Origin of the sequence: Kribbella sp. NPDC051952 (genome assembly GCF_040680855.1) — a bacterium.
GTDB lineage: Bacteria > Actinomycetota > Actinomycetes > Propionibacteriales > Kribbellaceae > Kribbella.
The window spans coordinates 67,357-90,346 of the sequence record NZ_JBFAXQ010000010.1; the positions used below are offsets into that span (position 1 = coordinate 67,357).

At 66.5% G+C, this 22,990-nt stretch carries 28 protein-coding genes; 18 read left to right on the top strand and 10 right to left on the bottom strand.

Annotated elements, in window-relative coordinates; all coding sequences use genetic code 11:
* The first annotated feature begins 93 nt into the window (after positions 1-93).
* From AB0L70_RS19865 to AB0L70_RS19905, 9 genes are all read left to right on the top strand, one after another.
* A complete protein-coding gene (locus AB0L70_RS19865; RefSeq protein ID WP_363686029.1) occupies positions 94-489 on the top strand; it encodes a MarR family transcriptional regulator in 396 nt (131 codons plus the stop codon).
* Between the two features lie 102 nt (positions 490-591).
* Positions 592-2,244, top strand: coding sequence for a hypothetical protein (locus AB0L70_RS19870; protein ID WP_363686031.1), 1,653 nt, complete (start codon positions 592-594; stop codon positions 2,242-2,244).
* On the top strand, positions 2,241-2,543 hold the full coding sequence (locus AB0L70_RS19875; protein ID WP_363686033.1) for an urease subunit gamma: 303 nt from the start codon (positions 2,241-2,243) through the stop codon (positions 2,541-2,543). The genes AB0L70_RS19870 and AB0L70_RS19875 overlap by 4 nt, the downstream gene beginning before the upstream one ends.
* A 10-nt stretch (positions 2,544-2,553) precedes the next feature.
* Positions 2,554-2,937 (top strand): urease subunit beta, encoded by a 384-nt coding sequence (gene ureB, locus AB0L70_RS19880; RefSeq protein ID WP_363686035.1) that lies wholly within the window; start codon positions 2,554-2,556, stop codon positions 2,935-2,937.
* Positions 2,930-4,633, top strand: a complete 1,704-nt coding sequence (locus AB0L70_RS19885) for an urease subunit alpha (RefSeq protein WP_363686038.1) — start codon at positions 2,930-2,932, stop codon at positions 4,631-4,633. The genes ureB and AB0L70_RS19885 overlap by 8 nt, the downstream gene beginning before the upstream one ends.
* A gap of 11 nt (positions 4,634-4,644) precedes the next feature.
* On the top strand, positions 4,645-5,397 hold the full coding sequence (locus tag AB0L70_RS19890) for an urease accessory UreF family protein (protein ID WP_363686040.1): 753 nt from the start codon (positions 4,645-4,647) through the stop codon (positions 5,395-5,397).
* A complete protein-coding gene (ureG, locus tag AB0L70_RS19895; RefSeq protein WP_363686042.1) occupies positions 5,390-6,106 on the top strand; it encodes an urease accessory protein UreG in 717 nt (238 codons plus the stop codon). The genes AB0L70_RS19890 and ureG overlap by 8 nt, the downstream gene beginning before the upstream one ends.
* A gap of 31 nt (positions 6,107-6,137) precedes the next feature.
* Positions 6,138-6,770: an urease accessory protein UreD gene (locus AB0L70_RS19900; protein WP_363686044.1), complete on the top strand. Its 633-nt coding sequence runs from the start codon at positions 6,138-6,140 to the stop codon at positions 6,768-6,770.
* A gap of 23 nt (positions 6,771-6,793) precedes the next feature.
* On the top strand, positions 6,794-7,426 hold the full coding sequence (locus AB0L70_RS19905; protein ID WP_363686046.1) for a nucleoside/nucleotide kinase family protein: 633 nt from the start codon (positions 6,794-6,796) through the stop codon (positions 7,424-7,426).
* Here the strand turns inward: AB0L70_RS19905 and AB0L70_RS19910 are convergent.
* The gene (locus tag AB0L70_RS19910) at positions 7,413-8,156 is read right to left on the bottom strand and encodes a TetR/AcrR family transcriptional regulator (protein WP_363686048.1); all 744 of its coding nucleotides are present in this window, start codon (positions 8,154-8,156) and stop codon (positions 7,413-7,415) included. The genes AB0L70_RS19905 and AB0L70_RS19910 overlap by 14 nt on opposite strands.
* Positions 8,157-8,239: 83 nt before the next feature.
* Here AB0L70_RS19910 and AB0L70_RS19915 point away from each other — a divergent pair, with 83 nt between their 5' ends.
* The 3 genes from AB0L70_RS19915 to AB0L70_RS19925 all read left to right on the top strand — a co-directional run bounded on the left by AB0L70_RS19915 (position 8,240) and on the right by AB0L70_RS19925 (position 10,410).
* Positions 8,240-9,154 (top strand): ATP-binding cassette domain-containing protein, encoded by a 915-nt coding sequence (locus AB0L70_RS19915; RefSeq protein WP_363686050.1) that lies wholly within the window; start codon positions 8,240-8,242, stop codon positions 9,152-9,154.
* A gap of 8 nt (positions 9,155-9,162) precedes the next feature.
* A complete protein-coding gene (locus tag AB0L70_RS19920) occupies positions 9,163-9,936 on the top strand; it encodes an ABC transporter permease (RefSeq protein ID WP_363686052.1) in 774 nt (257 codons plus the stop codon).
* Between the two features lie 258 nt (positions 9,937-10,194).
* On the top strand, positions 10,195-10,410 hold the full coding sequence (locus AB0L70_RS19925) for a hypothetical protein (RefSeq protein ID WP_363686054.1): 216 nt from the start codon (positions 10,195-10,197) through the stop codon (positions 10,408-10,410).
* 74 nt (positions 10,411-10,484) lie between these two features.
* Here AB0L70_RS19925 and AB0L70_RS19930 read toward each other — a convergent pair whose 3' ends face one another.
* Complete coding sequence (locus AB0L70_RS19930; RefSeq protein ID WP_363686056.1) at positions 10,485-11,603, bottom strand: acyltransferase family protein; 1,119 nt, start codon at positions 11,601-11,603, stop codon at positions 10,485-10,487.
* 152 nt (positions 11,604-11,755) lie between these two features.
* Between AB0L70_RS19930 and AB0L70_RS19935 the strand changes: the two genes are divergently transcribed.
* Both AB0L70_RS19935 and AB0L70_RS19940 read left to right on the top strand, forming a co-directional pair.
* Entirely contained in the window at positions 11,756-12,982 is a 1,227-nt protein-coding gene (locus AB0L70_RS19935; RefSeq protein ID WP_363686059.1) for a histidine kinase, read from the top strand.
* Complete coding sequence (locus tag AB0L70_RS19940; protein ID WP_363686061.1) at positions 12,967-13,620, top strand: response regulator transcription factor; 654 nt, start codon at positions 12,967-12,969, stop codon at positions 13,618-13,620. Before AB0L70_RS19935 ends, AB0L70_RS19940 begins: the two co-directional genes overlap by 16 nt.
* Here AB0L70_RS19940 and AB0L70_RS19945 read toward each other — a convergent pair.
* On the bottom strand, positions 13,607-14,410 hold the full coding sequence (locus AB0L70_RS19945) for a PHB depolymerase family esterase (protein ID WP_363686063.1): 804 nt from the start codon (positions 14,408-14,410) through the stop codon (positions 13,607-13,609). The genes AB0L70_RS19940 and AB0L70_RS19945 overlap by 14 nt on opposite strands.
* Before the next feature lie 80 nt (positions 14,411-14,490).
* Here AB0L70_RS19945 and AB0L70_RS19950 point away from each other — a divergent pair, with 80 nt between their 5' ends.
* A complete protein-coding gene (locus AB0L70_RS19950) occupies positions 14,491-15,378 on the top strand; it encodes a MurR/RpiR family transcriptional regulator (protein WP_363686064.1) in 888 nt (295 codons plus the stop codon).
* Between the two features lie 53 nt (positions 15,379-15,431).
* A complete protein-coding gene (locus AB0L70_RS19955; protein ID WP_363686065.1) occupies positions 15,432-15,755 on the top strand; it encodes a putative quinol monooxygenase in 324 nt (107 codons plus the stop codon).
* Positions 15,756-15,785: 30 nt separating this feature from the next.
* On the opposite strand, the gene AB0L70_RS19960 is transcribed toward AB0L70_RS19955, so the two are convergent.
* Positions 15,786-16,616 (bottom strand): amidohydrolase family protein, encoded by an 831-nt coding sequence (locus tag AB0L70_RS19960; RefSeq protein ID WP_363686067.1) that lies wholly within the window; start codon positions 16,614-16,616, stop codon positions 15,786-15,788.
* Positions 16,617-16,741: 125 nt separating this feature from the next.
* Between AB0L70_RS19960 and AB0L70_RS19965 the strand changes: the two genes are divergently transcribed.
* The gene (locus AB0L70_RS19965; protein WP_363686069.1) at positions 16,742-16,915 is read left to right on the top strand and encodes a hypothetical protein; all 174 of its coding nucleotides are present in this window, start codon (positions 16,742-16,744) and stop codon (positions 16,913-16,915) included.
* Between the two features lie 3 nt (positions 16,916-16,918).
* Here AB0L70_RS19965 and AB0L70_RS19970 read toward each other — a convergent pair whose 3' ends face one another.
* The 3 genes from AB0L70_RS19970 to AB0L70_RS19980 form a co-directional block, all read right to left on the bottom strand.
* Positions 16,919-17,302 carry a glycosyltransferase gene (locus AB0L70_RS19970; RefSeq protein ID WP_363686071.1) on the bottom strand — a complete coding sequence of 128 codons (384 nt, stop codon included), beginning with the start codon at positions 17,300-17,302 and terminating at the stop codon, positions 16,919-16,921.
* Complete coding sequence (locus tag AB0L70_RS19975; RefSeq protein WP_363686073.1) at positions 17,271-17,741, bottom strand: hypothetical protein; 471 nt, start codon at positions 17,739-17,741, stop codon at positions 17,271-17,273. Before AB0L70_RS19975 ends, AB0L70_RS19970 begins: the two co-directional genes overlap by 32 nt.
* Positions 17,742-17,839: 98 nt before the next feature.
* A complete protein-coding gene (locus AB0L70_RS19980) occupies positions 17,840-18,493 on the bottom strand; it encodes a GPR1/FUN34/YaaH family transporter (RefSeq protein WP_363686075.1) in 654 nt (217 codons plus the stop codon).
* 199 nt (positions 18,494-18,692) lie between these two features.
* Here AB0L70_RS19980 and AB0L70_RS19985 point away from each other — a divergent pair, with 199 nt between their 5' ends.
* Positions 18,693-19,739: a zinc-dependent alcohol dehydrogenase family protein gene (locus tag AB0L70_RS19985; RefSeq protein ID WP_363686077.1), complete on the top strand. Its 1,047-nt coding sequence runs from the start codon at positions 18,693-18,695 to the stop codon at positions 19,737-19,739.
* A 64-nt stretch (positions 19,740-19,803) separates the two neighbouring features.
* Here the strand turns inward: AB0L70_RS19985 and AB0L70_RS19990 are convergent, their stop codons facing one another.
* From AB0L70_RS19990 to AB0L70_RS20000, 3 genes are all read right to left on the bottom strand, one after another.
* The gene (locus tag AB0L70_RS19990; protein ID WP_363686079.1) at positions 19,804-20,904 is read right to left on the bottom strand and encodes a hypothetical protein; all 1,101 of its coding nucleotides are present in this window, start codon (positions 20,902-20,904) and stop codon (positions 19,804-19,806) included.
* Positions 20,905-20,915: 11 nt separating this feature from the next.
* The gene (locus AB0L70_RS19995) at positions 20,916-21,422 is read right to left on the bottom strand and encodes a SigE family RNA polymerase sigma factor (RefSeq protein WP_363686081.1); all 507 of its coding nucleotides are present in this window, start codon (positions 21,420-21,422) and stop codon (positions 20,916-20,918) included.
* Between the two features lie 405 nt (positions 21,423-21,827).
* Positions 21,828-22,769, bottom strand: a complete 942-nt coding sequence (locus AB0L70_RS20000) for an aminoglycoside phosphotransferase family protein (RefSeq protein WP_363686083.1) — start codon at positions 22,767-22,769, stop codon at positions 21,828-21,830.
* Positions 22,770-22,990: the final 221 nt, after the last annotated feature.

Sequence of the window (22,990 nt, forward strand, 5' to 3'; positions counted from 1 at the left end):
CTCGGCCGTTGATCACGTCAGTGTGGCGCAACCGGAGGCGGATCTTCGAGCGAACAGCTATATTTCCCAGCACCTAGGACGGGAGGGGTACGGATGCCGGCCAGCCTGCTCCTGCTGCTCAAGCGGGCCGAGCGGCAGCTCGAGCTCGGTCTCCAGCCGCTGCTGGACGAGTTCGCCCTGACGGTTGAGCAGTGGCGGATCATGTCCGCGCTGTACGAGGAACCCGGTCAGCCGATGTCGGTCCTCGCGGAGTCCGCCGTACTCCCGGCTGCGAGCCTGACCCGGCACGTGGACAAGCTGGTCGAGCGCGGCCTGGTCGTGCGCCGCATCCACCCGGACGACAAGCGCCGCATCGTCACCGCCCTCTCCCCCGTCGGCACGACCGTCGCAGACCGCCTCGCCGCCACCCAGCGCGCCCTCGAGGCCGACCTCGCGGATTACTTCCAGATGGAAATACACGAACGTAGCGGTTCGGCAACACACAGGTAACACGGTCTTCCTAGGTTCCTTCCAACTGGGTGCATCCCCGCCGGCAGTGTCGCCGGTACGCCGGAGCACTCGCTCGCCCGAAGGTGCCGCAGGAGTTCCGCCATGACTGTTGAACCCTCGCTCGACCACCACGCTCCCGCCCAACCACCCACGCAGACAGCCGCGACGCGGGAGACGCTGGAGGACTACACCCTCCGGTTCGCGCCGCGCAGCTATCGCAAATGGTCCACCGGCGTCGTCGCCGTCTCGGCGCTCGGCGGTATCGCGTACCTCGCCGACTTCGCAATCGGCGCGAACATCGGCATCTCCTACGGCACCAGCAACGCCCTGTGGGGGATCGGGATCTTCGCCGTGGTGATCTTCGCGACCGGCCTACCGCTGGCGTACTACGCGGCCCGGTACAACGTCGACCTCGACCTGATCACCCGCGGCAGCGGCTTCGGGTACTACGGCTCCGTCGTGACGAACGTGATCTTCGCATCGTTCACCTTCATCTTCTTCGCCCTCGAAGGCTCGATCATGGCGCAGGGCCTCGAACTCGGACTGCATGTCCCGGTCTGGCTCGGGTACGCCGTGTCCACGCTGGTGATCTTCCCGTTGGTCATCTACGGGATGAAGGTGTTGTCGACATTGCAAGTGTGGACAACGCCGCTGTGGCTGATCCTGATGGTGCTGCCGTTCGTTTATCTGGTCGTGTCGCATCCTGACTCGGTGTCGACGTTCTTCGACTACCGCGGCGAGAACAACGAGGGTACGAACGTCGGCTCGATGCTGCTCGCGGCCGGAGTGTGCCTGTCGCTGATCGCGCAGATCGCCGAGCAGATCGACTACCTGCGCTTCATGCCGCCGAAGACCCCGGAGAACTCGCGCAAGTGGTGGACCGCGATGCTGCTCGCCGGTCCGGGCTGGGTGATTTTCGGCGCGATCAAGCAGGTGATCGGCCTCTTCCTCGCCGTCTACATCATTGCCCAGGTCACCGATGGCGCCTCCGTCGCGAACGAGCCGGTGCATCAGTTCCTGGAGATCTACCGCGGCTTCCTGCCGGGGTGGCTGGCGATGACGCTGGCCGTCGTACTGGTCGTGATCAGTCAGGTGAAGATCAACGTGACCAACGCGTACTCCGGTTCACTCGCGTGGACGAACTCGTACACCCGGCTGACCCGGCACTACCCCGGCCGGCTCGTGTTCCTCGCCTTCAACCTGGTGATCGCGCTGGTGCTGATGGAGGCGAACATGTTCGACTTCCTCAACACCATCCTCGGCTTCTACGCGAACTGCGGGATGGCGTGGATCGTGGTCGTTGCCTCTGACATCGTCTTCAACAAGTACCTGCTGAAGCTGTCGCCGATGCAGCCCGAGTTCCGCCGGGGCATGCTGTACGCCGTCAACCCGGTCGGGTTCGTCTCGATGGCGATGGCCGCGGGGGTCTCGATCCTGGTGTTCTTCGGCGGACTCGGCGACACGATCAAGCCGTACTCACCACTCGTCGCGATCGGGCTGGCGCTCGTACTGCCGCCGGTGCTGGCTGTGGTGACGCGGGGGAAGTACTACCTGCGCCGGACGGATGACGGGTTGGATCTGCCGATGTACGACGAGCATGGGAACCCGTCGGGCGCCGTACTCACCTGTCACGTGTGTCGGCAGGAGTACGAGCGACCGGATATGACTGCCTGCGCTACTCATGATGCGGCTGTGTGCTCGTTGTGTCTCAGCACAGACAAGGTGTCCGACCACGTCCTACCTTTGCAATCGTGAACTTCACTCCCGCTGACGTAGAGAAGCTGCTGCTCTCCGTGGCCGGCATGGTCGCCCGCGACCGGCTGGCCCGGGGAGTCCAGCTCAACCACCCCGAAGCCGTCGCGCTGTTGAGCACCTGGGTGATCGAACGCGCCCGCGAGGGCGCCCGCGTCGCCGACCTGATGGAATCCGGCCGCACCGTCCTCACCCGAGACCAGGTCATGCCCGGCGTCGCCGAACTACTCCACGACGTCCAAGTAGAAGCCACCTTCCCCGACGGCCGAAAACTGGTCACCATCCACAACCCTATTATTTAAGGCAGAATCCATGGCCGACGACGTTAGACTTAGCAATGAAGGTCAGGGGGCGCAGGCCGGCCCACCCGGGCCAGGTGCCATCCGAGTAGCAGCCGGCACGATCGTCCTCAACGCCGACCGCTCGGCCGACGAACGTTTGCGACTGGTGATCGTGAACACCGGCGACCGCCCGATCCAGATCGGCTCCCACCTCCACCTACCGGACGCCAACACCGCGCTGTCCTTCGACCGCGAAGCCGCTCAAGGCTTCCGGCTCGACATCCCGTCCGGGACCTCCCAACGCTTCGAACCAGGCGCCTCCCGGGAGGTGAACCTGGTCGCGTTGAGAGGACTTCGTCGTGTGCCGGGGATTCAGGTGAAGCCGGACTCCCCCAGCGAGGTGGATCGTGGTTGAGATCTCGCGGGCGGCTTATGCCGCGCTCTACGGGCCGACGGTTGGGGATCAGGTCCGGTTGGCCGATACAGATCTGTGGATTGAGGTGGAGGAGGACCTCACCGTGGGCGGTGAGGAGGTGGTGTTCGGCGGTGGGAAGTCGATTCGGGAGTCGATGGGGCAAGGTACGACGACCCGCGCGGAGGGGGCTCCGGACACGGTCATCACGAACGTGGTGGTGGTCGACTGGTGGGGGATCATCCGGGCGGACGTGGGGATCCGCGACGGACGAATCGTCGCGCTCGGGCGGGCGGGGAACCCGGACATCGCGGACGGGGTGCACCCGGACCTGCGGATCGGGCCGTCGACGGATGTGATCGCGGGAGAAGGCCGGATCCTCACCGCGGGAGCGATCGACTCACACGTGCACCTGCTCTCGCCCTCGCAACTGCACGAGGCGCTGGCGACCGGGATTACGACGGTCGTCGGCGGCGGGACCGGGCCGAGTGAGGGGTCCAAGGCGACAACGGTGACGCCAGGTGCCTGGCACCTCGAGCAGATGCATCGGAGTCTGGACGGCTTCCCGCTCAACGTGTTGTTGCTGGGCAAGGGGAACTCGGTCAGCGCGGAAGCCCTCGCCGAGCAGGCGCTCGCGGGCGCCGCCGGGTACAAGGTGCACGAGGACTGGGGCTCGACGCCGGCCGCGATCGACACCGCGCTCCGAGCCGCGGACGAGTGGGGCCTGCAGGTCGCCCTGCACGCGGACAGCTTGAACGAGGCCGGTTTCGTCGAGTCGACGCTCAGCGCGATCGCGGGTCGTGGGATCCACGCGTTCCACGTGGAGGGTGCGGGCGGTGGTCACGCGCCGGACATCCTCTCGATTGCGTCGTATCCGCATGTCATCCCCGGCTCGACCAACCCGACGCTGCCGCACACCGTCAACACGGTCGCCGAACATCTCGACATGCTGATGGTCTGCCACCACCTCAGCCCTGACGTACCAGAGGACCTCGCTTTCGCCGAGTCGCGGATCCGCGCGACCACGATCGCGGCCGAGGACATCCTGCACGACCTCGGCGCACTCTCGATCACCTCGTCGGACGCGCAGGCGATGGGCCGGATCGGCGAGGTCATCACGCGGACATGGCAGGTCGCTCACGTGATGAAGCTGCGTCGGGGCACGCTCGGCGATGGACTGCCGGCCGACAACGAGCGGGTACGGCGGTATGTCGCGAAGTACACCATCAACCCTGCGGTTGCCCATGGCATCGATCATGTGGTCGGCTCGGTGGAGGTGGGGAAGTTGGCGGACCTCACGCTGTGGGATCCGCAGTACTTCGGCGTACGGCCGCGGCTCGTGATCAAGGGGGGCGCGATCGCGTGGGCGGCGCTGGGTGATCCGAATGCGTCGATCCCGACCCCGCAGCCGGTGTTGATGCGACCGGCGTTCGGGGACGCGATCGGGGCGGATCTGTCGTTCACGTTCGTGTCACCGGCGGCGTTGGAGGACGGGCTCGCTGAGCGGCTGCGGCTGCGTCGGCAGTTGCTCGGCGTACGTCCGACGCGGGCGATCGGCAAGGCGGACATGAAGAACAACAGTGCATTGCCGACAATCGACATCGACCCGGAGACGTTCGCGATCAAGGTCGACGGCGAGCTGATCGAACCCGCACCGGCCGAGGTTCTCCCGCTCGCCCAGCTCTACGCGATGTTCTGATGAACGCGCCGATGGGTCGGACGACCTCGCCCGAGGTGGTCGCGTTGATGCTGGCGGACGCGCGGTTGCCTACCGGTGGGCATACGCAGTCGGCCGGGCTGGAGCCGGCGGTGCGGGCCGGATTGGGTGCCGAGGGCAAGCAACTCGCGGATGTCGTCACCTATGCACGAGACCGGGTGCGCACTGTCACCCGGGTCGAAGCAGCCGTGGCCGTCGTGTCCCGCCACCTGTGCCTATCCGCCTCCCACCAGGATCCACGGGCCGCGACGACGGGCGGCAGTCCACTCCCGGGCTGGCACCAGGAGACTGCACGCCAGTTGGATACGGTCGAGAAGGCTTGGGCGGCTCGTACGCCGAGTGATGTCTTGCGTGGCGTTTCACGGCGGCAGGGGCGGGCGTACTTGCGGTTGGCGGCCCGGGTTTGGCCGCAAATCCTGGCGTATCTGCCGGCCGACAGCGAGGTTCCTCGGCCGATCGTGGTCGGGGTGATCGGAGCGGTGACCGGGATGTCGGCGGAGCAGGTCGCACGGGTCGTTGCGTACGACGACGTTCAGACGGTCGTCGCGGCATCGCTGAAGCTGCTGCCCGTGGATCCGGCGGACGCGGCGGCTTGGGTCGCCGATCTGCACGACGACATCGAGCGACTCGTAACCGACGTGGCACCGCTGACCGAGATCGAGAAGATTCCCGCGCACGGCGCACCGTTGATCGACCTGTTCGCGCAGAACCACTCCATCGAGAGAATGAGGTTGTTCCATGCTTGAGACCACACGATCGTTCCGGCTGGGCGTCGCCGGGCCGGTGGGTACGGGGAAGAGTTCGCTGATCGCGACTGTCTGCCGCGAGCTCTCCGATCAGCTCAGCCTCGGCGTGATCACCAATGACATCTACACCGACGAGGACGCACGCTTGCTCCGGTCGGCCGGCGTACTCGATCCCGAGCGGATCCGCGCGGTCGAGACCGGCGCGTGCCCCCACACCGCGATCCGCGACGACGTGACGCCGAACCTGATCGCGGTCGAAGACCTCGAACGCGACTTCGCGCCGCTGGACGTCGTACTCGTGGAGTCCGGCGGCGACAACCTGACCGCCACCTTCTCCCCCGCGCTCGTCGACGCGCAGATCTTCGTGCTCGACGTGGCCGGAGGTGGTGATGTCGCGCGCAAGGGTGGTCCGGGGATCGCGCGTGCAGACCTTCTGATTGTCAACAAAACTGACCTCGCACCGTACGTCGGAGTCGACGTCGAGCAGATGGTGCGGGACGCGGAGGCTGCGCGTGCGGGGAAGCCGGTACTGGCGCTCTCTCACACGGACTCCGCCTCCGTCGCCCGGCTCAAGGAGTGGGTGTTGTCGATGACCCAGGTGGTCCGCAGTGGTGAGCACACGCCTGTCGATCCCGGTCCGATGGCTCCGCACTCGCACGTCGGCGAGGACGGCGAGCTGATCACGCACACTCATGCCCACGCGCATTGAGATCACAGCCGATCCGGTCCGTGATCGGTGTGTGCTGAGGACTGACCATCTGTCACCGCGTCGGCTGCCCGGGCCGCCGGGCGTTGTACGGGTCGCGTTGGTGGCGGCGGGTGCACTGCTCCTGGCTGGTGATCAGGTGCAGATCGAGATCGCGGTCACGGGGCAGCTGCGGGTCGAGATCATCGAGACGGCCGGGACGGTTGCGTATGGGATGCGTGGCGGGTCGGCGCGATGGGATGTGGATATTCGGCTGAGTGATGGGGCGAGTCTGGTGTGGTACGGCGAACCGTTCGTCGTGTCCGCGGACGCGGATGTCGTGAGGACGTCGTCGATCCGTCTCGACCCGCGGTGTACGGCCGAGGTGCGGGAGTCACTCGTACTCGGCCGACACGGCGAAGTCGGTGGGGCGTTGCAGACGAGTACGCGGGCTTGGATCGGGGACGAACTCGTGCTGGCTGAGGACCTGGACCTGTCGCCAGCGGCGCGTACTGGTTGGGCGATCCTGGGGAGTGCCCGTTGCCTGGATACCGTGACCGCGCTCGGGTTCCGGTTGCCCGAGGGGGCACAGACTCTGCAGCTCGAGGCGGCTGGGTCGATCGCGCGGCGGTTGGTTCGGGAGCAGCATGAGAGTGATCTGGACTTGCGCACAATGGGCGGGGGCTGACGAGGACCTCCTAGGATCGACGGGTGCGCACACTGGATCCGGCTGCCGCCTATGACCTTGCTGTTGAGCTCGCCACCCGCGGCGAGCGGTCGATTCTCGGGATCACCGGGGCGCCGGCGGCTGGAAAGTCGACGTACGCCGAGCAGCTGACGGCGAAGCTCACCGCTGACGGCTACAAGGTCGTGCTGGTGCCGATGGACGGGTATCACCTGGCGCAGTCGGTGCTGGAGGAGCTGGGCCTGGCAGATGTGAAGGGCGCGCCGCATACCTTTGACGGGAATGGGTTTGTTGCCTTGCTCCGACGGTTGAAGGAGGCATCGGATGAGCAGATCTGGGCGCCCCGCTTCGACCGCGGGCTGGAGGATTCGATTGCCGCGAGCATCGGGGTGGCGCCGGAGGTGACGCTGGTGGTGACCGAAGGCAACTACCTGCTTCTCGACGAGATGCCATGGGCAACTGTTCGTACGCTTGTCGACCAGTGCTGGTATGTCGCGGTGCCGGAGCAAGTGCGGCACGAGCGGCTGGAGGCCCGGCATCGCCGCTACGGTCGATCGGCGGAGGAAGCACACGAACGCACGTTCGGGTCCGACGAGCGCAACGCTCAACTGATCGCCGCGACAGCCGCAGCCGCCGACGCGCTCATCACCCTCGCTTAACTCTCTCGATAAAGGCGGCCACCCCGTCCAGATAGAGCTGTAGGCCGAAGTCGAAGTCGGCTTCGTTGTCCTCTTCGAAACTGCCTACCTCGTCGAAGACCCCGGCTTCGACCAGGCGAGACACGGCGGGATAGACGCGGGGGTCGACGACGCGGGCGAGCGTGCTGCCGAACTGGGTGAAGGCGGACGGATCCTCGGCGTACCCGGCGGCGAGGTCGAAGGCGACGCGGATCTCGCCTTGGACATAGGTGATCAGGCCCATCACCACGCCAACCTTCGCCGGCTCCGGCAGACCCGTGTCCTTCAAGGCGCCGAGCGCGGAGTCGAACCACGCGAGGTTGTTCGGCCCAGCCGGTGGCCCGGAGATCGGGAGCTTCGCGTACCACTTGTGCTTGCGGATCGCCGTGAGTACGCCGTCCGCCCAGAACGTCAGCCCGGTCCGCCAGTCCACGTCCGCCGGCATCGGCTCGGGACGCTCGAGCGCCGCGTCCGACATGATCACGAGCAGCTCGTCCTTGCTCTTCACATGCCGGTACAGCGCCATCGTCGAGTTGCCCAGGCGCTCGGCCACCCGCGCCATCGAGACCGCGGCGAGGTCCTCCGCGTCGGCGAGCTCGATCGCCGCCCGGACGATGTCGTCGAGGGTCAGCGACGGCTTCGGCCCGCGCCGGGGCGGCTCCCGCAACCGCCACATCGCCGCGACATCGGCCGGCAGCTCGTTCTTCTCCACCGGCTCAGTCTAGGGCTTGCCAAGCCTTACTGCGTACCTGCTACGCTATTTAGCGTATCTAATACGCAGTTACAGGAGGGGCCATGATCGTCGAAGCAGCCGGACTGCGGAAGTCGTTCGGCACGACCGAGGTGCTGACCGGTGTCGACCTGCGGGTCCCGGAGGGTTCCGTGCTCGCGCTGCTCGGTCCGAACGGTGCCGGCAAGACCACCACCGTGCGCATCCTGACCACGCTGACCAAGCCGGACGCCGGCCACGCCACCGTCGCCGGGTACGACGTACTCCGCGAGCCGGCCCAGGTCCGCGGGGTGATCAGCCTGACCGGGCAGTACGCCGCGGTCGACGAGAACCAGACCGGCCGGGAGAACCTGGTCATGGTCGGCCGCCTGATGCACCTGGGTAAGCCGGGGGCACGGCGCCGGACCGGGGAACTCCTGGAACAGTTCGGGCTGATCGACGCCATGGACCGGCGGGTGAAGACCTACTCGGGCGGCATGCGGCGGCGGCTCGACCTGGCGATGAGCCTGATCGCACGACCGCGGGTGATCTTCCTGGACGAACCGACCACCGGACTCGACCCGGCCAGCCGTTCGACGATGTGGGACGCGATCGGCGACCTGGTCCGCGACGGTACGACGATCCTGCTGACCACGCAGTACCTCGAGGAGGCGGACCGGCTCGCCGACCGGATCGTGCTGCTCGACCGCGGCGGGATTGTTGCCACCGGCACCGCCGACGCCCTGAAGGCCCAGATCGGTGGCGAACGCATCGAACTCCGCTTCACCAGCGAACCTGAGTTGCTGAAAGCAACAGCCACCCTGCGCGGAGAGAGTGGAGCCGTGGCAGTCGAGGACCTCGTGCTCGGACTTCCCTCCGACGGGACGGCGGCGCATCTGCATCACGTCCTCGACGTACTCCGCGACAACGGACTGCAGCCCGAGCGGGTCTCATCGCACCGTCCGACCCTCGACGACGTCTTCCTCGCACTCACCGCCTAGGAGCCCTGATGTCCCATCAAGGAGTTGCCGCCGCGTTCTCGGATGCGTCGACCATGATCGACCGGAGTGTTCGGCTGGCGCGACGCAACGTCGACACCCTCTTCGTCTCCCTGCTCCTGCCGCTGCTGATGATGGCGCTGTTCGTGTACGTGTTCGGCGGCGCGATCAACACCGGCACCGAGTACATCAACTACGTCGTCCCGGGGATCCTGCTGCTCACCACCGGATACGGCGCTTCCTCGACGGCGATGGTGGTTGCGGACGACATGACCAGCGGGATGATCGACCGGCTCCGCTCGCTGCCGATCCGCAGTTTCGCCGTATTGACCGGACATGTCACCGCGAGCGTCGCCCGCAACGCGACCTCGACGGCGATCGTGATCCTGGCCGCGTTCGCGATGGGATTCCGTCCGTCCGGGAACGTGCTCGACTGGCTCGGCACGATCGGGTTGTTGTTGCTCTACGTACTCGCGCTCTCCTGGCTGGCGGCCGGTCTCGGCGTGATCGCGAAGACGGTCGAGTCGGCCAGCACACTGAGTTTCTTCATGCTGTTCCTGCCATATCTGAGCAGCGCGTTCGTGCAGCCGGAGACGATGCCGAGCTGGCTGCGTCCGATCAGCGAACACCAGCCGATCACCCCGGTGATCGAGACTGTCCGTAGTCTTTTGATCGGAACACCCATGGGCAACACCGGCTGGATCGCGCTCGCGTGGTGTTGTGGTCTGCTCCTGTTTTCGTTCGTGCTGGCGACAACGCTGTACCGGCGCAAGACGAACCACTGAGCGCAGGATCCGCACCGTTCGCCGGTTGGGTATTCCAGAGTGGACGAAAAGGTGCACATGACCCCTTCGCCGGGTTAACGTCAAAGTCCCCCCCAACGTGTGGTGGTCCCACTCCCCCCGGGACCCACACGGACAAGCGCCCCGGTCATTGGCCGGGGCGTTCTGTTTTCTGCGGCCAAAACTTCTTTGTCGAGGTGTGTCGATTCTGGCCGCCCTGGGTCGACGTATCAGTAAGAGCGACCAAGGGAGAGGGTCAGGATGAACACCACCGCAACGATCGACAGCACCGTCAGGAACATGATCATCACCATGCTGGCCGAGGGAAGCCCGGTCTGGTACGTGGCCGGCATGGTCAACATGCGCAGCCACGACGTCTACGTGATCGGCTGCGCCGCCGGCTACCCGGACAAGGCCAAGCTGCGCCGCGCCGTCTGGGCCGCGAAGAGCCGCACCCGCGTTCCCCAAGCTGCCTGACAACCTGTTCAGGTCGCTCGAGTACCACCGTCAGCCGCTGCTGCCCACGCCGGGCACCAGCGGCTGATGTCTGTTCAGAGCACCCGCCGTACGCCGGGAATCCGCCGGACCGGACCGGCGAGCAGGAAACAGGCCGGCAGCACCACGACTGCACCGATCGCGAACTTCTCGAGCGACGGCAGGTCCACCCCGCGCAGCGCGTACCCGGCCGCGGTCACGACGAGCGCGTGGATCACGTACACGGTGAACACGTGCGTCGAGAGGTAGCGCCGTACCGGTCCCTGGGTGTTGAAGCGCCGGCGGAAGAGGGTGAGCAGCGCAAGCACCACGCCCACCGCGAAGGTCGAGTCCCACAGCGCGTAGAACAGCGAGTTGACCGTGCCGTGGCCGAGGAACGCGTCGGGTCCGTTTGTCAGCGCGAGCGGGAGGAAGACCAGCGTTCCGCCGACGGCAAGGCCGAGTCCGAGCTTGCCGAGTCGGGCGGGGGTGGCAGTGAGCCAGCCGCGTCGGTACGCCGCGGTCCCGAGGACGAAGAAGCTGACGTACTGCGGCAGGTAGCCGCTGGTCGGGAAGTCGATGATCGGTACCGAGACACCCATCGGGATCACGACCCGCAGCGCGAAGGTGGCCAAGGCCAGCGCCGGGATGAACGCGATCACCGCACGGAACGTGAGCGGCCGCGGGGTCCGGCTCTGGGTCCGGCGCTGGGTCCGACTCTGGGGCCGGCGGGTCAGGTGCCGGAAGACGGCGTACGACGTATCGAGAAGAAGCAGCGCGAGGACGAACCAGAGCGGCCCGCTGCCGATCGTGTGCAGGTAGCTGTCGCCGCTGCCGAGAGCCAGGACCGGGTTGATCGCGAAGTAGAAGATCAGCAGTGGGATGCCCAGCCGGATCAGCCGGTCGCGGAGGAACGCGCGCGGGCCTTTCCGGTCGTACGACGCGGGCGAGAAGTAGCCCGAGAGGAGGAAGAACGCGCCCATGAACCAGGACTGGTTGACCAGCAGGAAGACGCTCAGGCCGAGGCCGGCGGCGTCGCTGGTCGGCGGTTCGGTGTAGTACCAGGCGTCGAGCCCGCTGTAGATACACGCGACATGGTGGACGACCACGAGCGAGATCAACAGGACGCGCAGATTGTCGACGAACCACAGTCGCTGGGTCCGGGAGGTGTCGGGCAGAGTCGTTGTTTGCGGCATGCTTCGACGCTAGAAAGTGCGAGTACGGCGCGGTATGCGGCTGGACGCACGGTTGGGTGGGGCTAGCCCTACTTCGGTGCCGATCGAGCCGATTTCGCGGTGCGGGTGATGCAGAGTGAAATCACCAACCGTGATGAAGGAGAGGGTTTGTGATGGTCAGGAGTGCCGGCGTCGGGTTCGTCCGGGCGTGCGTCGTTCTGGTGGTCAGCGCGCTGGTGCCGGCCGTGTGGGCGTCCGCCGTACTGATCGCGATCTGGTGGAAGAACCCGTGGACCTGGTTCGCGCCGCTGGTCTGGGCCGTGGTCGGGACCGGGCTGCTGCTCCGGCCGGTCTGCCGGATGGCTCGCTCGCTCGTGGCCCGGTGGACGGGGGCGGTTATCCCGGCCGGGTATCGGGAGCTTGGGGCGGTGACGCAGCTGTCGACCGGCTACTGGTGGAACGGGTACTCGTACGAGCGCAGTCGCCGGGACGCCGAGAAGGATCTGGCGATGCGGGTGCGGTGGACCGATCCGGCGAACTGGCGTGATCTGCGGTTCGCGGCGATCCTCGCGATGACGGCCGGACTGGCCGCTGCGGTTCCGCCGGCTGGGATCGTGGTTGCGGTCGTTGGGTTCGCTCAGGCGAAGCCGGTGATCGGTGTGGCGGGGCTCGTGGTGGCCGTGGTGAGTTCGCCGTACGCGTGGCGGGCTTTCGGGCCGGTCGCTCTGCGGTTCTTGCGGCCCACGTCGTCGATGGCGTTGGTGAATCGCGTTGAGGAGCTGACGGCGCAGCGTGCCGACGCGACGATCGCGCAGGCCGCGGAGATCCGGCGGATCGAGCGGGATCTGCATGACGGCGCGCAGGCTCGGCTGGTCGCTCTCGGGCTGTCGCTGGCGACGGCGGAGAAGCTGATGGAGACGGATCCGCGGCAGGCGAAAGCGCTGCTGCGCGAGGCGCGGGTCGGCGCCGCGACCTCGTTGTCGGAGTTGCGTGAACTGGTGCGCGGGATCAACCCGCCAGTGCTGAACGAGCGTGGTCTCGTGGACGCCGTACGAGCGTTGGCGATGGACAGCCCGCTCGAGACCTCAGTGGCTGCCGAGGGTGAGCTACGGCTGGATCCGCCGATCGAGTCGGCTGTGTACTTCGGGATCGCTGAGCTGCTGACCAACGCGGTGAAGCACGCGCGAGCCTCGCACGCTCAGATCACTCTTGTTCTCGACAGCACCGGCATCGTGGCGACGGTCGAGGATGACGGGCAGGGCGGCGGTTCGGTTGCGCCGGGTGGTGGGCTTGCGGGACTGCAGCGGAGGCTGACCGCGTTCGACGGATCGCTGGAGTTCAGCAGCCCGGTGGGTGGGCCGACGCGTGCGAGGATGACGGTGCCATGCGAATCCTTGTAGCCGAAGACCTCTACCTGTTGCGGGACGGGATGGTCCGGCTGATCCAGGCGTACGGTCACGAGATCGTGGCGACCGCGAGCACCGGACCGGAGACGCTCGACGCGTTGCTGAAGTGGCGGCCGGATGTGTCGGTCATCGACGTACGGATGCCGCCGACGCAGACGGATGAAGGGCTGAAGGCTGCGCTCGCCGCCCGGCGGCAGGTGCCTGGGTTGCCGGTGCTGATCTTGTCGCAGCACGTCGAGCAGCTGTATGCACGTGAGCTCCTGACCGACGGGGCCAGCGGCGTCGGGTATCTGCTGAAGGAGAGCGTGTTCGAGGCTGATCAGTTCATCGACGCGCTGGAGCGGGTTGCAGCAGGTGGGACTGCGATGGACCCGGCGGTCATCTCGAAGCTGCTGTCGAGTGGTACGTCGAACAAGCGCCTTGACCGTCTCAGCGAGCGCGAACGTGACGTGCTCGGACTCATGGCCGAAGGGCTCTCGAATCAGGCGATCAGGCAACGACTCTTCCTGAGTGAGAGCGCCATCAGCAAACACACCACATCCCTGTTCACCAAGCTCGGCCTCACCGACGACAACACCAGCAACCGCCGAGTCCTGGCCGTCCTGACCTACCTGGGCCTCACCGGTTCTTGAGTTGTGCTGTGAAGAAGCGTTCTACCGCGGGGAGGATCTTGCGGCCTGAGTGGGCGGCTCCTTCGATCAGGTCGAAAGTGATGTCGAGGCCGTGGGAGCGGTAGTTGCGTTCCAGCGTGCGGAGCCGCTCGATCCGGGTGGTGCCGGTCAGCTCGGCGCCGTCCATCCAGTTCGACTCACCGCGGTTCATGATCTCCCAGGTCTCCACGTCCTCCGATCCCACCACCAGCTGGATCGGCACCCGGCGAAGCGCCTCGAAGTCGATCGACTGCCCGAACTTGTCCTCGAACCCCTTCGTCCCGAGCCACCACGGCAATGTGTCGTCCAGCTGCGTGATCCGCCCGGGCGCCCCGATCGACGCCGCGGCCAGCCGCTCCGGATGCAGGTAGAGGAACCGATGCGTGAACTGCCCGCCGCCGGAGAACCCGTGCAGATAGAACTTCTCGGTCGCCACCGGGAACCGGTCCGCGACCTCGTCCACGATCGCCAGCAGCATCCGGTCGAACCGGATCCCCTGGTACTCGATGAACTTGAAGTTGTGCAGGTCGGTCGGATCCACCAGCCCGGCCGGGAAGATCGGCGTCAGGACCACCGCGCCCTGGTCCTCGGCCCACTCCTTCAACTGGTTGCGGTAGTTCGTCGCCGACCGCGCGGTCCCATGTTGAATCACCACCAGCGGCGCCCGGTCACCATCCGTCAGCCGCTCCGGAACGTAGAGGCAGTAATGCAGCCGCTGATCCGCCTGAGACGCAAAGATCGGCGTCGCACCACGCTGATAGAAGGTATGCATCAGCTTCCTTTACGATGTGTTACAGAATTGACTGGCTTGGATGGTTTGTTACAGACGCGATGGGATCGGATGATACACAAATGCCAGATGAGGTAACAGGGGTTACGAAGAATCCCGCGATCGCCGAGCTCCGCCGCCGGATCCGGGAGCACTGGGACGAGTTCACCCCGGCCTCTCGCGCGGTCTGCCGCTCGCTGTCGGAGATGTCGCCGGAGCGGTTGCTCTATCTGTCCGCGGCCGAACTGGGCCAAGCGAGCAAGACCAGCAACGCCACCGTGGTCCGCACCCTCCAGTCACTCGGGTACGCCGGTCTGGCCGAGCTGAAGGACCTGGTTGCGTCGCCATTCACGACCGCACACCGCCAGGAGCGGCTGCGGAACCGGATCGAGTCGACCGGCGGCGACCCGAAGCACGTCTGGGACCGGGTCATCACGGAGTCGATCGAGCGGATCGAGTTCCTGAACCAGCACATGTCGATGGACGCCTTCCAGGAGGCGGTCCGGCTGCTGCTCGACGCGCGCGAAGTGTCGACGTACGGATTCGGGGCCAACTATGTCGCGGCGGAGCACCTGGCCCTGAAGCTGAATCGGTTCGGGCTGCGCAGCCGGTGCATCACCACGGCCGGGTTCCGGCTCGCCGACGACCTACTGGCGATCGACCCGGACGACGTGGTGATCGTGATCGCGCCGGGCCGGATCACCATCGACGCCGAGGTGGTGATCGACCGGGCGCGAGCCGTCGGGGCCGCCATCATCCTGCTCAGCGAGCAACTCGTGGCCGAACGACTGGCCGGCGACGTGACGGTCGCGATCCACGTGCCGAACACAGTCACCGGCATCACCGCGGAGATGCTGACGACAATCGTCGCCACAGACGCACTGGCGCAGGCAGTGGCCAGTGCGGACACGGAGCGGACGCTGGAGTCGGCACACACGCTCGAGTCGCTGCGACAGCAACTGGGGTTCTGACAGGTCGCAGATTGAGACTCCGCTGGCGGTGTGGCTGCGCTAAGTTGTCGGCCATGATCTTCATCACCGCCAAGTTCCGCGTGAAGCCGGAGCATGCCGAGAACTGGCCGTCGATCACCGCGGCCTTCACCGCCGCCACCCGGGGCGAGGCAGGCTGCCTGTGGTTCGACTGGTCCCGCTCGGTCGACGACGCCAACGAGTACGTCCTGGTCGAGGCCTTCGCCGACGATGACGCGGCCACTGCCCACGTCACCTCGGACCACTTCAAGGCCGCGCAGCAGGACCTCCCGCCGCACCTGGTGGAGACGCCCCGCATCGTGAACTTCAAGGTTCCCCAGGACGACTGGTCCGAGCTCGGCGAACTCGCCGTCAAGTAACCGGGCGGGTTCGCCTCGCTGTTTGACGCCTCAGGAGCCGTAGAGCGCGGTGAAGTTGTCCCGGAGGAAGAGGTTGGCCAGCTCGCCGTCTCCGGCTGCCTCGCTCAGGCGGTGGACCTCGCCGACGTAGTCACCCCATGGCTCGTCACTCGCGAACAGCACTCGGTCCTGGCCGATCCCGCGCCGCTCGATCTCGCGCGCCAGCCAGCGTGGCGCGAAGCCGATCGCCCAACTGGTGTCGGTGTAGACCTGCTTGCCGGCCTCGATCCAGGTGAAGAAGCGCTCACTGATCAGCTTGATGTGACCACTCATGCCACCGCCGAAGTGGACCAGGTGAATCTTGACGTCATCGGCGTACCGATCCACCAGCTTGCCGATCTGGTCGATGTCGGAGGCCGCACCGGGCGAGGTGTGGATGTGTACGACGAGACCGCGCTCGCGTGCGGTGGAGAAGATCTGCTCGAGCTGCGGCTGGCAGTCCGGGTCGTCGACCGCGCCGCCCAGCAGGAAGCTGGTCTTCAGGGCTACGACACCCGGCTCACCGGTCAGAGCGAGTGCTTCCGCCGTGAGCTCAGCATCCTGCGGCCGCGGTGACACCCAGAGCCCGCAGCTGATCCGGTCGTCCTTGGCCGCGGCCTCGATGACCAGAGGGTTGAAACCGAACGACACCGAAGCGTCGGGCACTCCGTAGTTCGGCAGGACGAGCGCGCGCTCGGCGCCTTCCCGGTCGAGGTCCTCGATCAGCTCGGCCGGCGTTGCCCGGGCCAGCACGTCCGGGTTGGCCGGCGGCCCACCGTAGAACGGGAACGCGGGCATGATGCCCAGGTGGCGATGTGCGTCATTCGTCAGCGTCTGAGTCATCCCCCGACGGTAGCGCCCAAGGGTTTCCTATGCAATAGGTTCATCTATTATCCGACATATCGACTCTGAAGGATTGCGCCTGGGTACCGGACACACCTCTGCCCGCCCCATTAAGGAGCACCCCGATGTTCGCGATCATCGCTGCCGTCATCTTCGGCTTGGCACTCATCCTCGACTGGGCCAACATCAAGGCCAGCGACGCGTTCACGCCCCAGACCCTGCTCATGGCCGGTCTGTTGTGCATCGCCCTTCACCTGGCCGGCGTCGGCGCCGGCGGCAAGTGGGGGCGCCGCCGCTGATCTTCAAGCCTGCTTGAGCAACAGATTCGCTGCCAGCACCGCGCCGTCGGTGCTGGCTCGTTTCGCCATGGCGCCCGCACGTTCGGTGGTTTCGGGCGCCATGGCGTTCTCGAGTGCGGTCGTGAGCGACTCTGCGGTCAGGTTCGGACCGTCATGAGCTACGCCGATTCCCAGCTCGGCGACGCGGCTCGCCCAGTACGGCTGGTCCGCGCCCTGCGGTACGACAACCTGCGGTACGCCGGCCCGCGCGGACGTTGCCGTCGTACCGGCGCCGCCGTGGTGAACGACCGCGGCCATCCGCGGGAAGAGCTCGTGATGGTTGACCTCACCGACGACGAAACAGTCCTCTTGTCCGTCAACAGCGGACAGGTCGGCCCATCCGCGCATCAACACCGCACGCCGGCCATTCGCGCGCACCGCCGCAATGACAGCACTCGACAAGTCCGTCGACGACGTCATCGGCATGCTGCCGCCCCAACGCGTCGCGGTTGGTGTTGATGGCCTCACCGAGCAACGTGTTCAGGTACTGGTCGTGGAGCTTCCACAGCGTCGGGATGTCCGTCACGTCCGACGGATACTCCTGGCCCGGGTAGGTCTGCGGGGCACGGTACGGCGACGGCAGGATGAGCTGCTGGAAGGTCACGTGAATCCAAGGGATACCTAGCTTCTCGGCGATCGACCGAGCTCCGCCCACCACCGCCGGCACACCGGTCGCGACCAGCAGATCGCACCCCTCCGCCACCTCAGGCAGTACCTCGCGCTGACCGTTGGCCAGGTCGACCGTGTTCTCGCAACCGCACGGCGAAGGCCACCATCGGCTCGACATCGCCACGTCCGCCGTACGTCGATAGCACCACCCGCATCTCATGACCGTAGCAAGACGACGGTCCGGACCAGCAGATCCGGACCGTCGACAGAGGTGGGTCAGCCGTGCAGCAGCGGCTGTCCGAGCGGAAGCGCCTTACCGCCGGTCGCCTGCGAAGCCGAGCTGAAGAACAGGTACACACCCAACGCGGCGAAGACGAAGACCACCACACCGGCGACCTTCAACGCACCGCTCGATTGCTGCAGCGTGCCGACGAGCACCAGCACCAGAGCGATCTCGATCAACGCGAACAGCAGCGTGTATGCCACCGGCAGTCGGAGTGTCGCCAGGGTCAGCATTCCGATCACCACCAGCCAGGAGATCAGGTACAGGCCCTGTGTATGAAGGGCATCCGCGGCGACGATGCCGAACCAGTTGTGCGTCAGGCCCAGGACGAGCATCCCGTAGCTCAGCCAGAACCCGGCGAAGATGCCGAACACTCCGGCTACCGCACTCTGACCGACACCTGCCGCCCAGATGCCCGCGACCAGCAGGCCGAGGCCGGTCGCCGCGAGGATGATAGGAAGCGACGCTCCGACCGCCGCCGCGGGAACGTAGCCGACCAGGACGAGACCGAGTGCGACCGATCCCGCGATGAAACTGGGGAGACCGATCAGGGACGGGTCTCCGGTCGCCACCGGGACCGCGGCCTCGGCGGCAGGTTGGGCCCGTACCTCTGGGGCGCTGTGAGCATCGGCATCGATGGTGGTCATGGGCAGCTCCTTCCGGGTGCATCCCGAATGCGACCAGCTTTGCCCCTTCTCACCCTCGAGGGTGTCTCGATTTGAGGCACCTCGCCGGCCCGATGGCGTCGTCTCAAGTTGAGACCGGCGCGGTGGTGCTGCGGGGTGACTATCCGTTCAACGCCGGTGCGCTCCTGGTGCCGACTGGCCAACGAGACAAGGAGTTGCGATGAAAGCCCTCGTTTACCACGGACCTGGCACGAAAGCGTGGGAAGACGTCCCGGATCCCGTCATCAAGGACCCGACCGACGCGATCGTCAAGGTCGAGGTCACCACCATCTGCGGCACCGACCTGCACATCCTCAAGGGCGATGTACCTGCCGTCACCGACGGCCGGATCCTCGGCCACGAAGGCGTCGGCGTGGTCACCGAGATCGGCCTCGGCTGCAAGACCGTGAAGGTCGGCGACCGGGTCATCATCTCCTGCATCAGCAAGTGCGGGACCTGCGACTACTGCAAGGCCGGCCTGCCCTCGCACTGCAAGACCCTCGGTGGCATCGGCTGGATCTTCGGGCACCTCATCGACGGAACCCAGGCGGAGTACGTGCGCGTCCCGTACGCCGACAACGGCCTGATCCCGCTCCCCGAAGGAGTCTCGGCCGAGCAGGGCACCATGTTGAGCGACATCCTCCCGACCGGTTACGAGATCGGCGTACTGAACGGTGCCGTCAAGAGCGGGGATGTCGTCGCCGTCATCGGCGCCGGGCCGGTCGGGCTCGCCGCGATCATGACCGCCCGCACCGCCGGTGCCGCGAGCATCATCGCCGTCGACACCAACAAGTTCCGGCTCGATCAGTCCCGCGATTTCGGGGCGACCGAGACGATCGAAGCCGGCGAGAATGTCGTGGAGGCCCTGAAGGAACTCAGCCACGACGGGTTGGGCGTAGATGTCGCCATCGAGGCGGTGGGTGTGCCCGCAACCTTCGGCACCGCGCTGGAGTCAGTACGGCCCGGCGGGCATGTCGCCAACATCGGCGTACACGGTGAGAGTGTGCAGTTCCCGATCGAGCGGCACTGGATCAACAACCTCACCATCACCACCGGCCTGGTGAACGCGATCACCGCACCAGAACTCCTCGACGACATCAAGAAGGGTGCCATCGCCCCGGAGAAGTTCGTCACCCACCGCTTCACCTTCGGCCAGTTCGAACTGGCCTACGACACCTTCGCCAACGCCGCCGAACAAGAAGCCCTCAAGGTCATCATCGCCTCGTAAGCAGGAGCCGTACGGGTACGGATCAGCCGAGGCCGGCCCGGGGGATCCCGGGCCGGCGGGGTGGCTACTTCTCGGGGTAGAGCTTGCTGAGGAGCTTTCCGTCCTTGTCGTACGCCCTGACCTTCAACGGCTCGGCATTGGTGTGGCTGTGCTTGTCCATCACGGTGAAGGTGAACCAGCCGTCCTTGAGCGGCGACTCGTACGCCGGACCGGAGCCGATCTGTACGACGACCTTGGCGGTGTTCGCCGGTGCTTGGCCCCAGCCGGTGGGCAGTGACCGGCCACAGACGTTGCCGTTGCAGTCCGTGCCTTCGGGAAGAATCGCGGCGATCTCCTTGCCCTGGGTGCCGTCCGGCCACGGGATCCGGGGGTAGTCCGTGCCGAGGTCGTCGAGGCGCAGGGCTGTGACCCCCCAGCCGAAGCCGGCGCCCCGAACTACGTCCACCGGCAACTGGCAGGCGATTGCCGTCTTGCCGGACGGCGAGACCGCGATCAGCATTTCGCGGCTGAATCCGCGGTAGTTCTTCTCGGTCAGAGCCAGGCGGTCGGAGACCACGATGTGCCACTTGGTCATATCGACCCATGCGTTCACCGAGCAGTTGCGAAGCTGGTCGGCCTCGTTCTTCGGGAGAGGATCCGCCTTCGCGGCGGCGACCAGCGCAGCGGACGGCTTGTCGCCGCCGGGGATCATGCAGAAGAAGGGGCTCGAGGAATTCAGCACCACCCCTCCGCCTTTCTGCTGCCCACTCTTCAGATCGTAGGAGTGCGAGCTCACGGACCGGAAGCCGGTGCCATCCGTCAGCGACTTCTTCGCATCGGGATACCGCAGGGCACAGCGGCGTTCGGCCTCCTGCTTGGAGATCCGCTGCCCGGCGCCGTCCTCGCCGCGGGGGACGCCCGGGACCGGGCTGAACTGGGAGTTCTCGGTCTGGGTGGCGGCCACGCCGGGATCATCGCCGTTGCCGGTTCCAGTGAGATTGGGGATGAGGGTGACGGCGAGGGCTGCCGCGGCGACGCCGGCGATGGTGCCGCCCACGCCCAGGAAGCGGCGGCGCCGCAGACCACGGTGGCCTCGGGTGAGGACGGTCGCGGTGTCGAAGTGATTCGTTGGTGCGGCGTCGGCCAGACGGTGGAGCTCAGCGCTGACCTCGCGGGTGTCTTCCATCTCGTTCTCCTTCACAGCGCCGGACTCCGTCGCCGATCGATGGCCTTGCGGAGAGTCTCGAGGCCGCGGGTCGCCTGGCTTCTCACCGTTCCCTCCGAGCACCCGAGGATCTCCGCGGTCTGCGCGATCGAGAGATCCTCGTAGTACCGAAGGACAACGCAGGCACGCTGCCGTGGCGCCAGTGCTCGCAGCGCTTCGAGCACTTCGTCACGGTCAGCGTGCCCAGCCGCGAAGTCGCCGCCCTTGACGGCGTACTCCGGGAGCTCGGCGATGGTGACCTCACGACGCCAGGGGCGCCGGCCACCGTCGTACGCGACGTTGACCAGCATCCGGCGGGCGTAGGCGAACGGGTTGCCGGCCCGTTGCACCTTCGGCCAGGCGAGGTACAGCTTGTAGAGCGTCTCCTGGACCACGTCGTCCGCCTTGTGCCGGTCGCCGCCGATCAGGTACGCCGTCCTCCGTAGCGACGGAAGCGCCGCCTCCACGAACTCGACGAACGCCTTGTCCCGCTCCGCCATCCCCGCCTCCGCTCTCCATGTCCCCCTCAAGACGGAAGCCCGACCCACTAACGCTGCATCAGTCGGGCGTGGAGATCTGTGGACACATACTCCCAGGCGTCCTGAAGCACGGAGGAGTCAGCAGGTCATACAGCAAAGCGAAGGCCCGGGCGGTGTCTCAGGCGCAACAGAGTGTGTCGAGAACTGCGTGTACTCGACCTGATCGCCGTCCAGTTTGTCCCCTACGTCTCATCCGATCGGGCGGGTCCTGGATCGCCTTGGGTACGGATCTGGGTACGTGGGCTGACGGTCTCCGATCCCACCAGTGGCAACTACACAACCAGGCGCGGCGACTCCGCCCGTGTACTGCATCCCCTTACAGGCCCCCAAGTGGAGAGCAGCGTCGATTCGGCATGCGCGACCACTTTATGACCACTGACTGAGAGCGGTGCGAAGGAAAGCGTCGCGCCTTTCGGTGACGGCAGCGGCGCCCAGGAGGCTACCGTCGTCGGCGAATCCCGCCCAACCGTCCATCACTGTCGGCGTGTTCAGCGCGGCCACGGCATCCCAGTAGGGCACGCCGACTGCCTCCCGGCCCGCCTGCCGCTCCCAGCCCTCCAACACATGGGCCGCCGCGTCCTGGCCGTACTGAAGGGTCATCTGCATCCGCAGGCTGCCGAGATCGACGCCCGGATTACCGGCCCCGGCTGTATTCCAGTCGATCAGCGCAACGCAACGGTCACCCTCCCACAGCATGTTGCCGCCCCAGGCGTCACCATGCACGAACACCGACGCGACTGCCGGCATCCCGTGCGACCTGACCCGCTCGTCGGCCTGCTGCAGCAAAGGTGTGGTCGGCATCAGGCCCCGCAAGCGTTCATCGGCGCGGTCGTCGACGGCGCACGGCCGCGGCCGGTATGGCAGGTGGGCCTGCGGAACCAGCCTGAAGGCGTGGACCCTGGCAAGGGCCGCTCCCGCTTCGCGGAGCCGGGCGACCGAAACCGTCGGCGAGAGACCGGCGCTGCCGGGCAGGAAGGTCTCCAGGGTGGCGACGGTTCCGCTCGCCTTCCCGTCGAGATCCGCAGCGATCAGCCGCGGCGCGGCCAGGCCATGAGTCTCGGCCAACTGAAGCGCGCGTGCGTTCGTAATCACCCACGCGGCAGCGATCCATCCCCGGACAGGGACCTTCAAGATCACGTCCCTGGTCCGGGCCGCCGGTCCTTCGATTCCCAGGCGGAACGTGCCCGAAGGGCGGTGCTCGCCGCGGGTCAGGCCCTCGGACGAAACGACGCTCGTCCCGCCAACCGCCTCGGCCGCCCAGCGCAGAACCTGGTCACTCGGCATCTTGCCTGTGTGTGCTCTTGCCATTTCATGACTTTATGACGCAGCAGTGGCTTTCCCAACACAGTTAGATCAAAGGGCAGTCGCGTCAGCCTCGTTACCGGTTACGAGCTCTGGCGGCAGCGGTCCACGGCGCATTAGGGCCCGGGTATCAGGCATCGGCACTACCCGAATCTGTAACCTGGCCGCCGAGTCGCTCGAGTCCTGGACCACTCGTCTTGAAATTCAGCTGGGCCCACGACGACGTT

Coding starts and splice junctions, on each gene's coding strand:
- AB0L70_RS19865 (WP_363686029.1), top strand. CDS start 94: ATGCCGGCCAGCCTGCTCCTGCTGCTCAAGCGGGCCGAGCGGCAGCTC.
- AB0L70_RS19870 (WP_363686031.1), top strand. CDS start 592: ATGACTGTTGAACCCTCGCTCGACCACCACGCTCCCGCCCAACCACCC.
- ureB (WP_363686035.1), top strand. CDS start 2,554: ATGGCCGACGACGTTAGACTTAGCAATGAAGGTCAGGGGGCGCAGGCC.
- AB0L70_RS19890 (WP_363686040.1), top strand. CDS start 4,645: ATGGGTCGGACGACCTCGCCCGAGGTGGTCGCGTTGATGCTGGCGGAC.
- ureG (WP_363686042.1), top strand. CDS start 5,390: ATGCTTGAGACCACACGATCGTTCCGGCTGGGCGTCGCCGGGCCGGTG.
- AB0L70_RS19915 (WP_363686050.1), top strand. CDS start 8,240: ATGATCGTCGAAGCAGCCGGACTGCGGAAGTCGTTCGGCACGACCGAG.
- AB0L70_RS19920 (WP_363686052.1), top strand. CDS start 9,163: ATGTCCCATCAAGGAGTTGCCGCCGCGTTCTCGGATGCGTCGACCATG.
- AB0L70_RS19925 (WP_363686054.1), top strand. CDS start 10,195: ATGAACACCACCGCAACGATCGACAGCACCGTCAGGAACATGATCATC.
- AB0L70_RS19930 (WP_363686056.1), bottom strand. CDS start 11,603: ATGCCGCAAACAACGACTCTGCCCGACACCTCCCGGACCCAGCGACTG.
- AB0L70_RS19935 (WP_363686059.1), top strand. CDS start 11,756: ATGGTCAGGAGTGCCGGCGTCGGGTTCGTCCGGGCGTGCGTCGTTCTG.
- AB0L70_RS19940 (WP_363686061.1), top strand. CDS start 12,967: ATGCGAATCCTTGTAGCCGAAGACCTCTACCTGTTGCGGGACGGGATG.
- AB0L70_RS19945 (WP_363686063.1), bottom strand. CDS start 14,410: ATGCATACCTTCTATCAGCGTGGTGCGACGCCGATCTTTGCGTCTCAG.
- AB0L70_RS19950 (WP_363686064.1), top strand. CDS start 14,491: ATGCCAGATGAGGTAACAGGGGTTACGAAGAATCCCGCGATCGCCGAG.
- AB0L70_RS19955 (WP_363686065.1), top strand. CDS start 15,432: ATGATCTTCATCACCGCCAAGTTCCGCGTGAAGCCGGAGCATGCCGAG.
- AB0L70_RS19960 (WP_363686067.1), bottom strand. CDS start 16,616: ATGACTCAGACGCTGACGAATGACGCACATCGCCACCTGGGCATCATG.
- AB0L70_RS19965 (WP_363686069.1), top strand. CDS start 16,742: ATGTTCGCGATCATCGCTGCCGTCATCTTCGGCTTGGCACTCATCCTC.
- AB0L70_RS19970 (WP_363686071.1), bottom strand. CDS start 17,302: ATGCGCGGATGGGCCGACCTGTCCGCTGTTGACGGACAAGAGGACTGT.
- AB0L70_RS19975 (WP_363686073.1), bottom strand. CDS start 17,741: ATGTCGAGCCGATGGTGGCCTTCGCCGTGCGGTTGCGAGAACACGGTC.
- AB0L70_RS19980 (WP_363686075.1), bottom strand. CDS start 18,493: ATGACCACCATCGATGCCGATGCTCACAGCGCCCCAGAGGTACGGGCC.
- AB0L70_RS19985 (WP_363686077.1), top strand. CDS start 18,693: ATGAAAGCCCTCGTTTACCACGGACCTGGCACGAAAGCGTGGGAAGAC.
- AB0L70_RS19990 (WP_363686079.1), bottom strand. CDS start 20,904: ATGGAAGACACCCGCGAGGTCAGCGCTGAGCTCCACCGTCTGGCCGAC.
- AB0L70_RS19995 (WP_363686081.1), bottom strand. CDS start 21,422: ATGGCGGAGCGGGACAAGGCGTTCGTCGAGTTCGTGGAGGCGGCGCTT.
- AB0L70_RS20000 (WP_363686083.1), bottom strand. CDS start 22,769: ATGGCAAGAGCACACACAGGCAAGATGCCGAGTGACCAGGTTCTGCGC.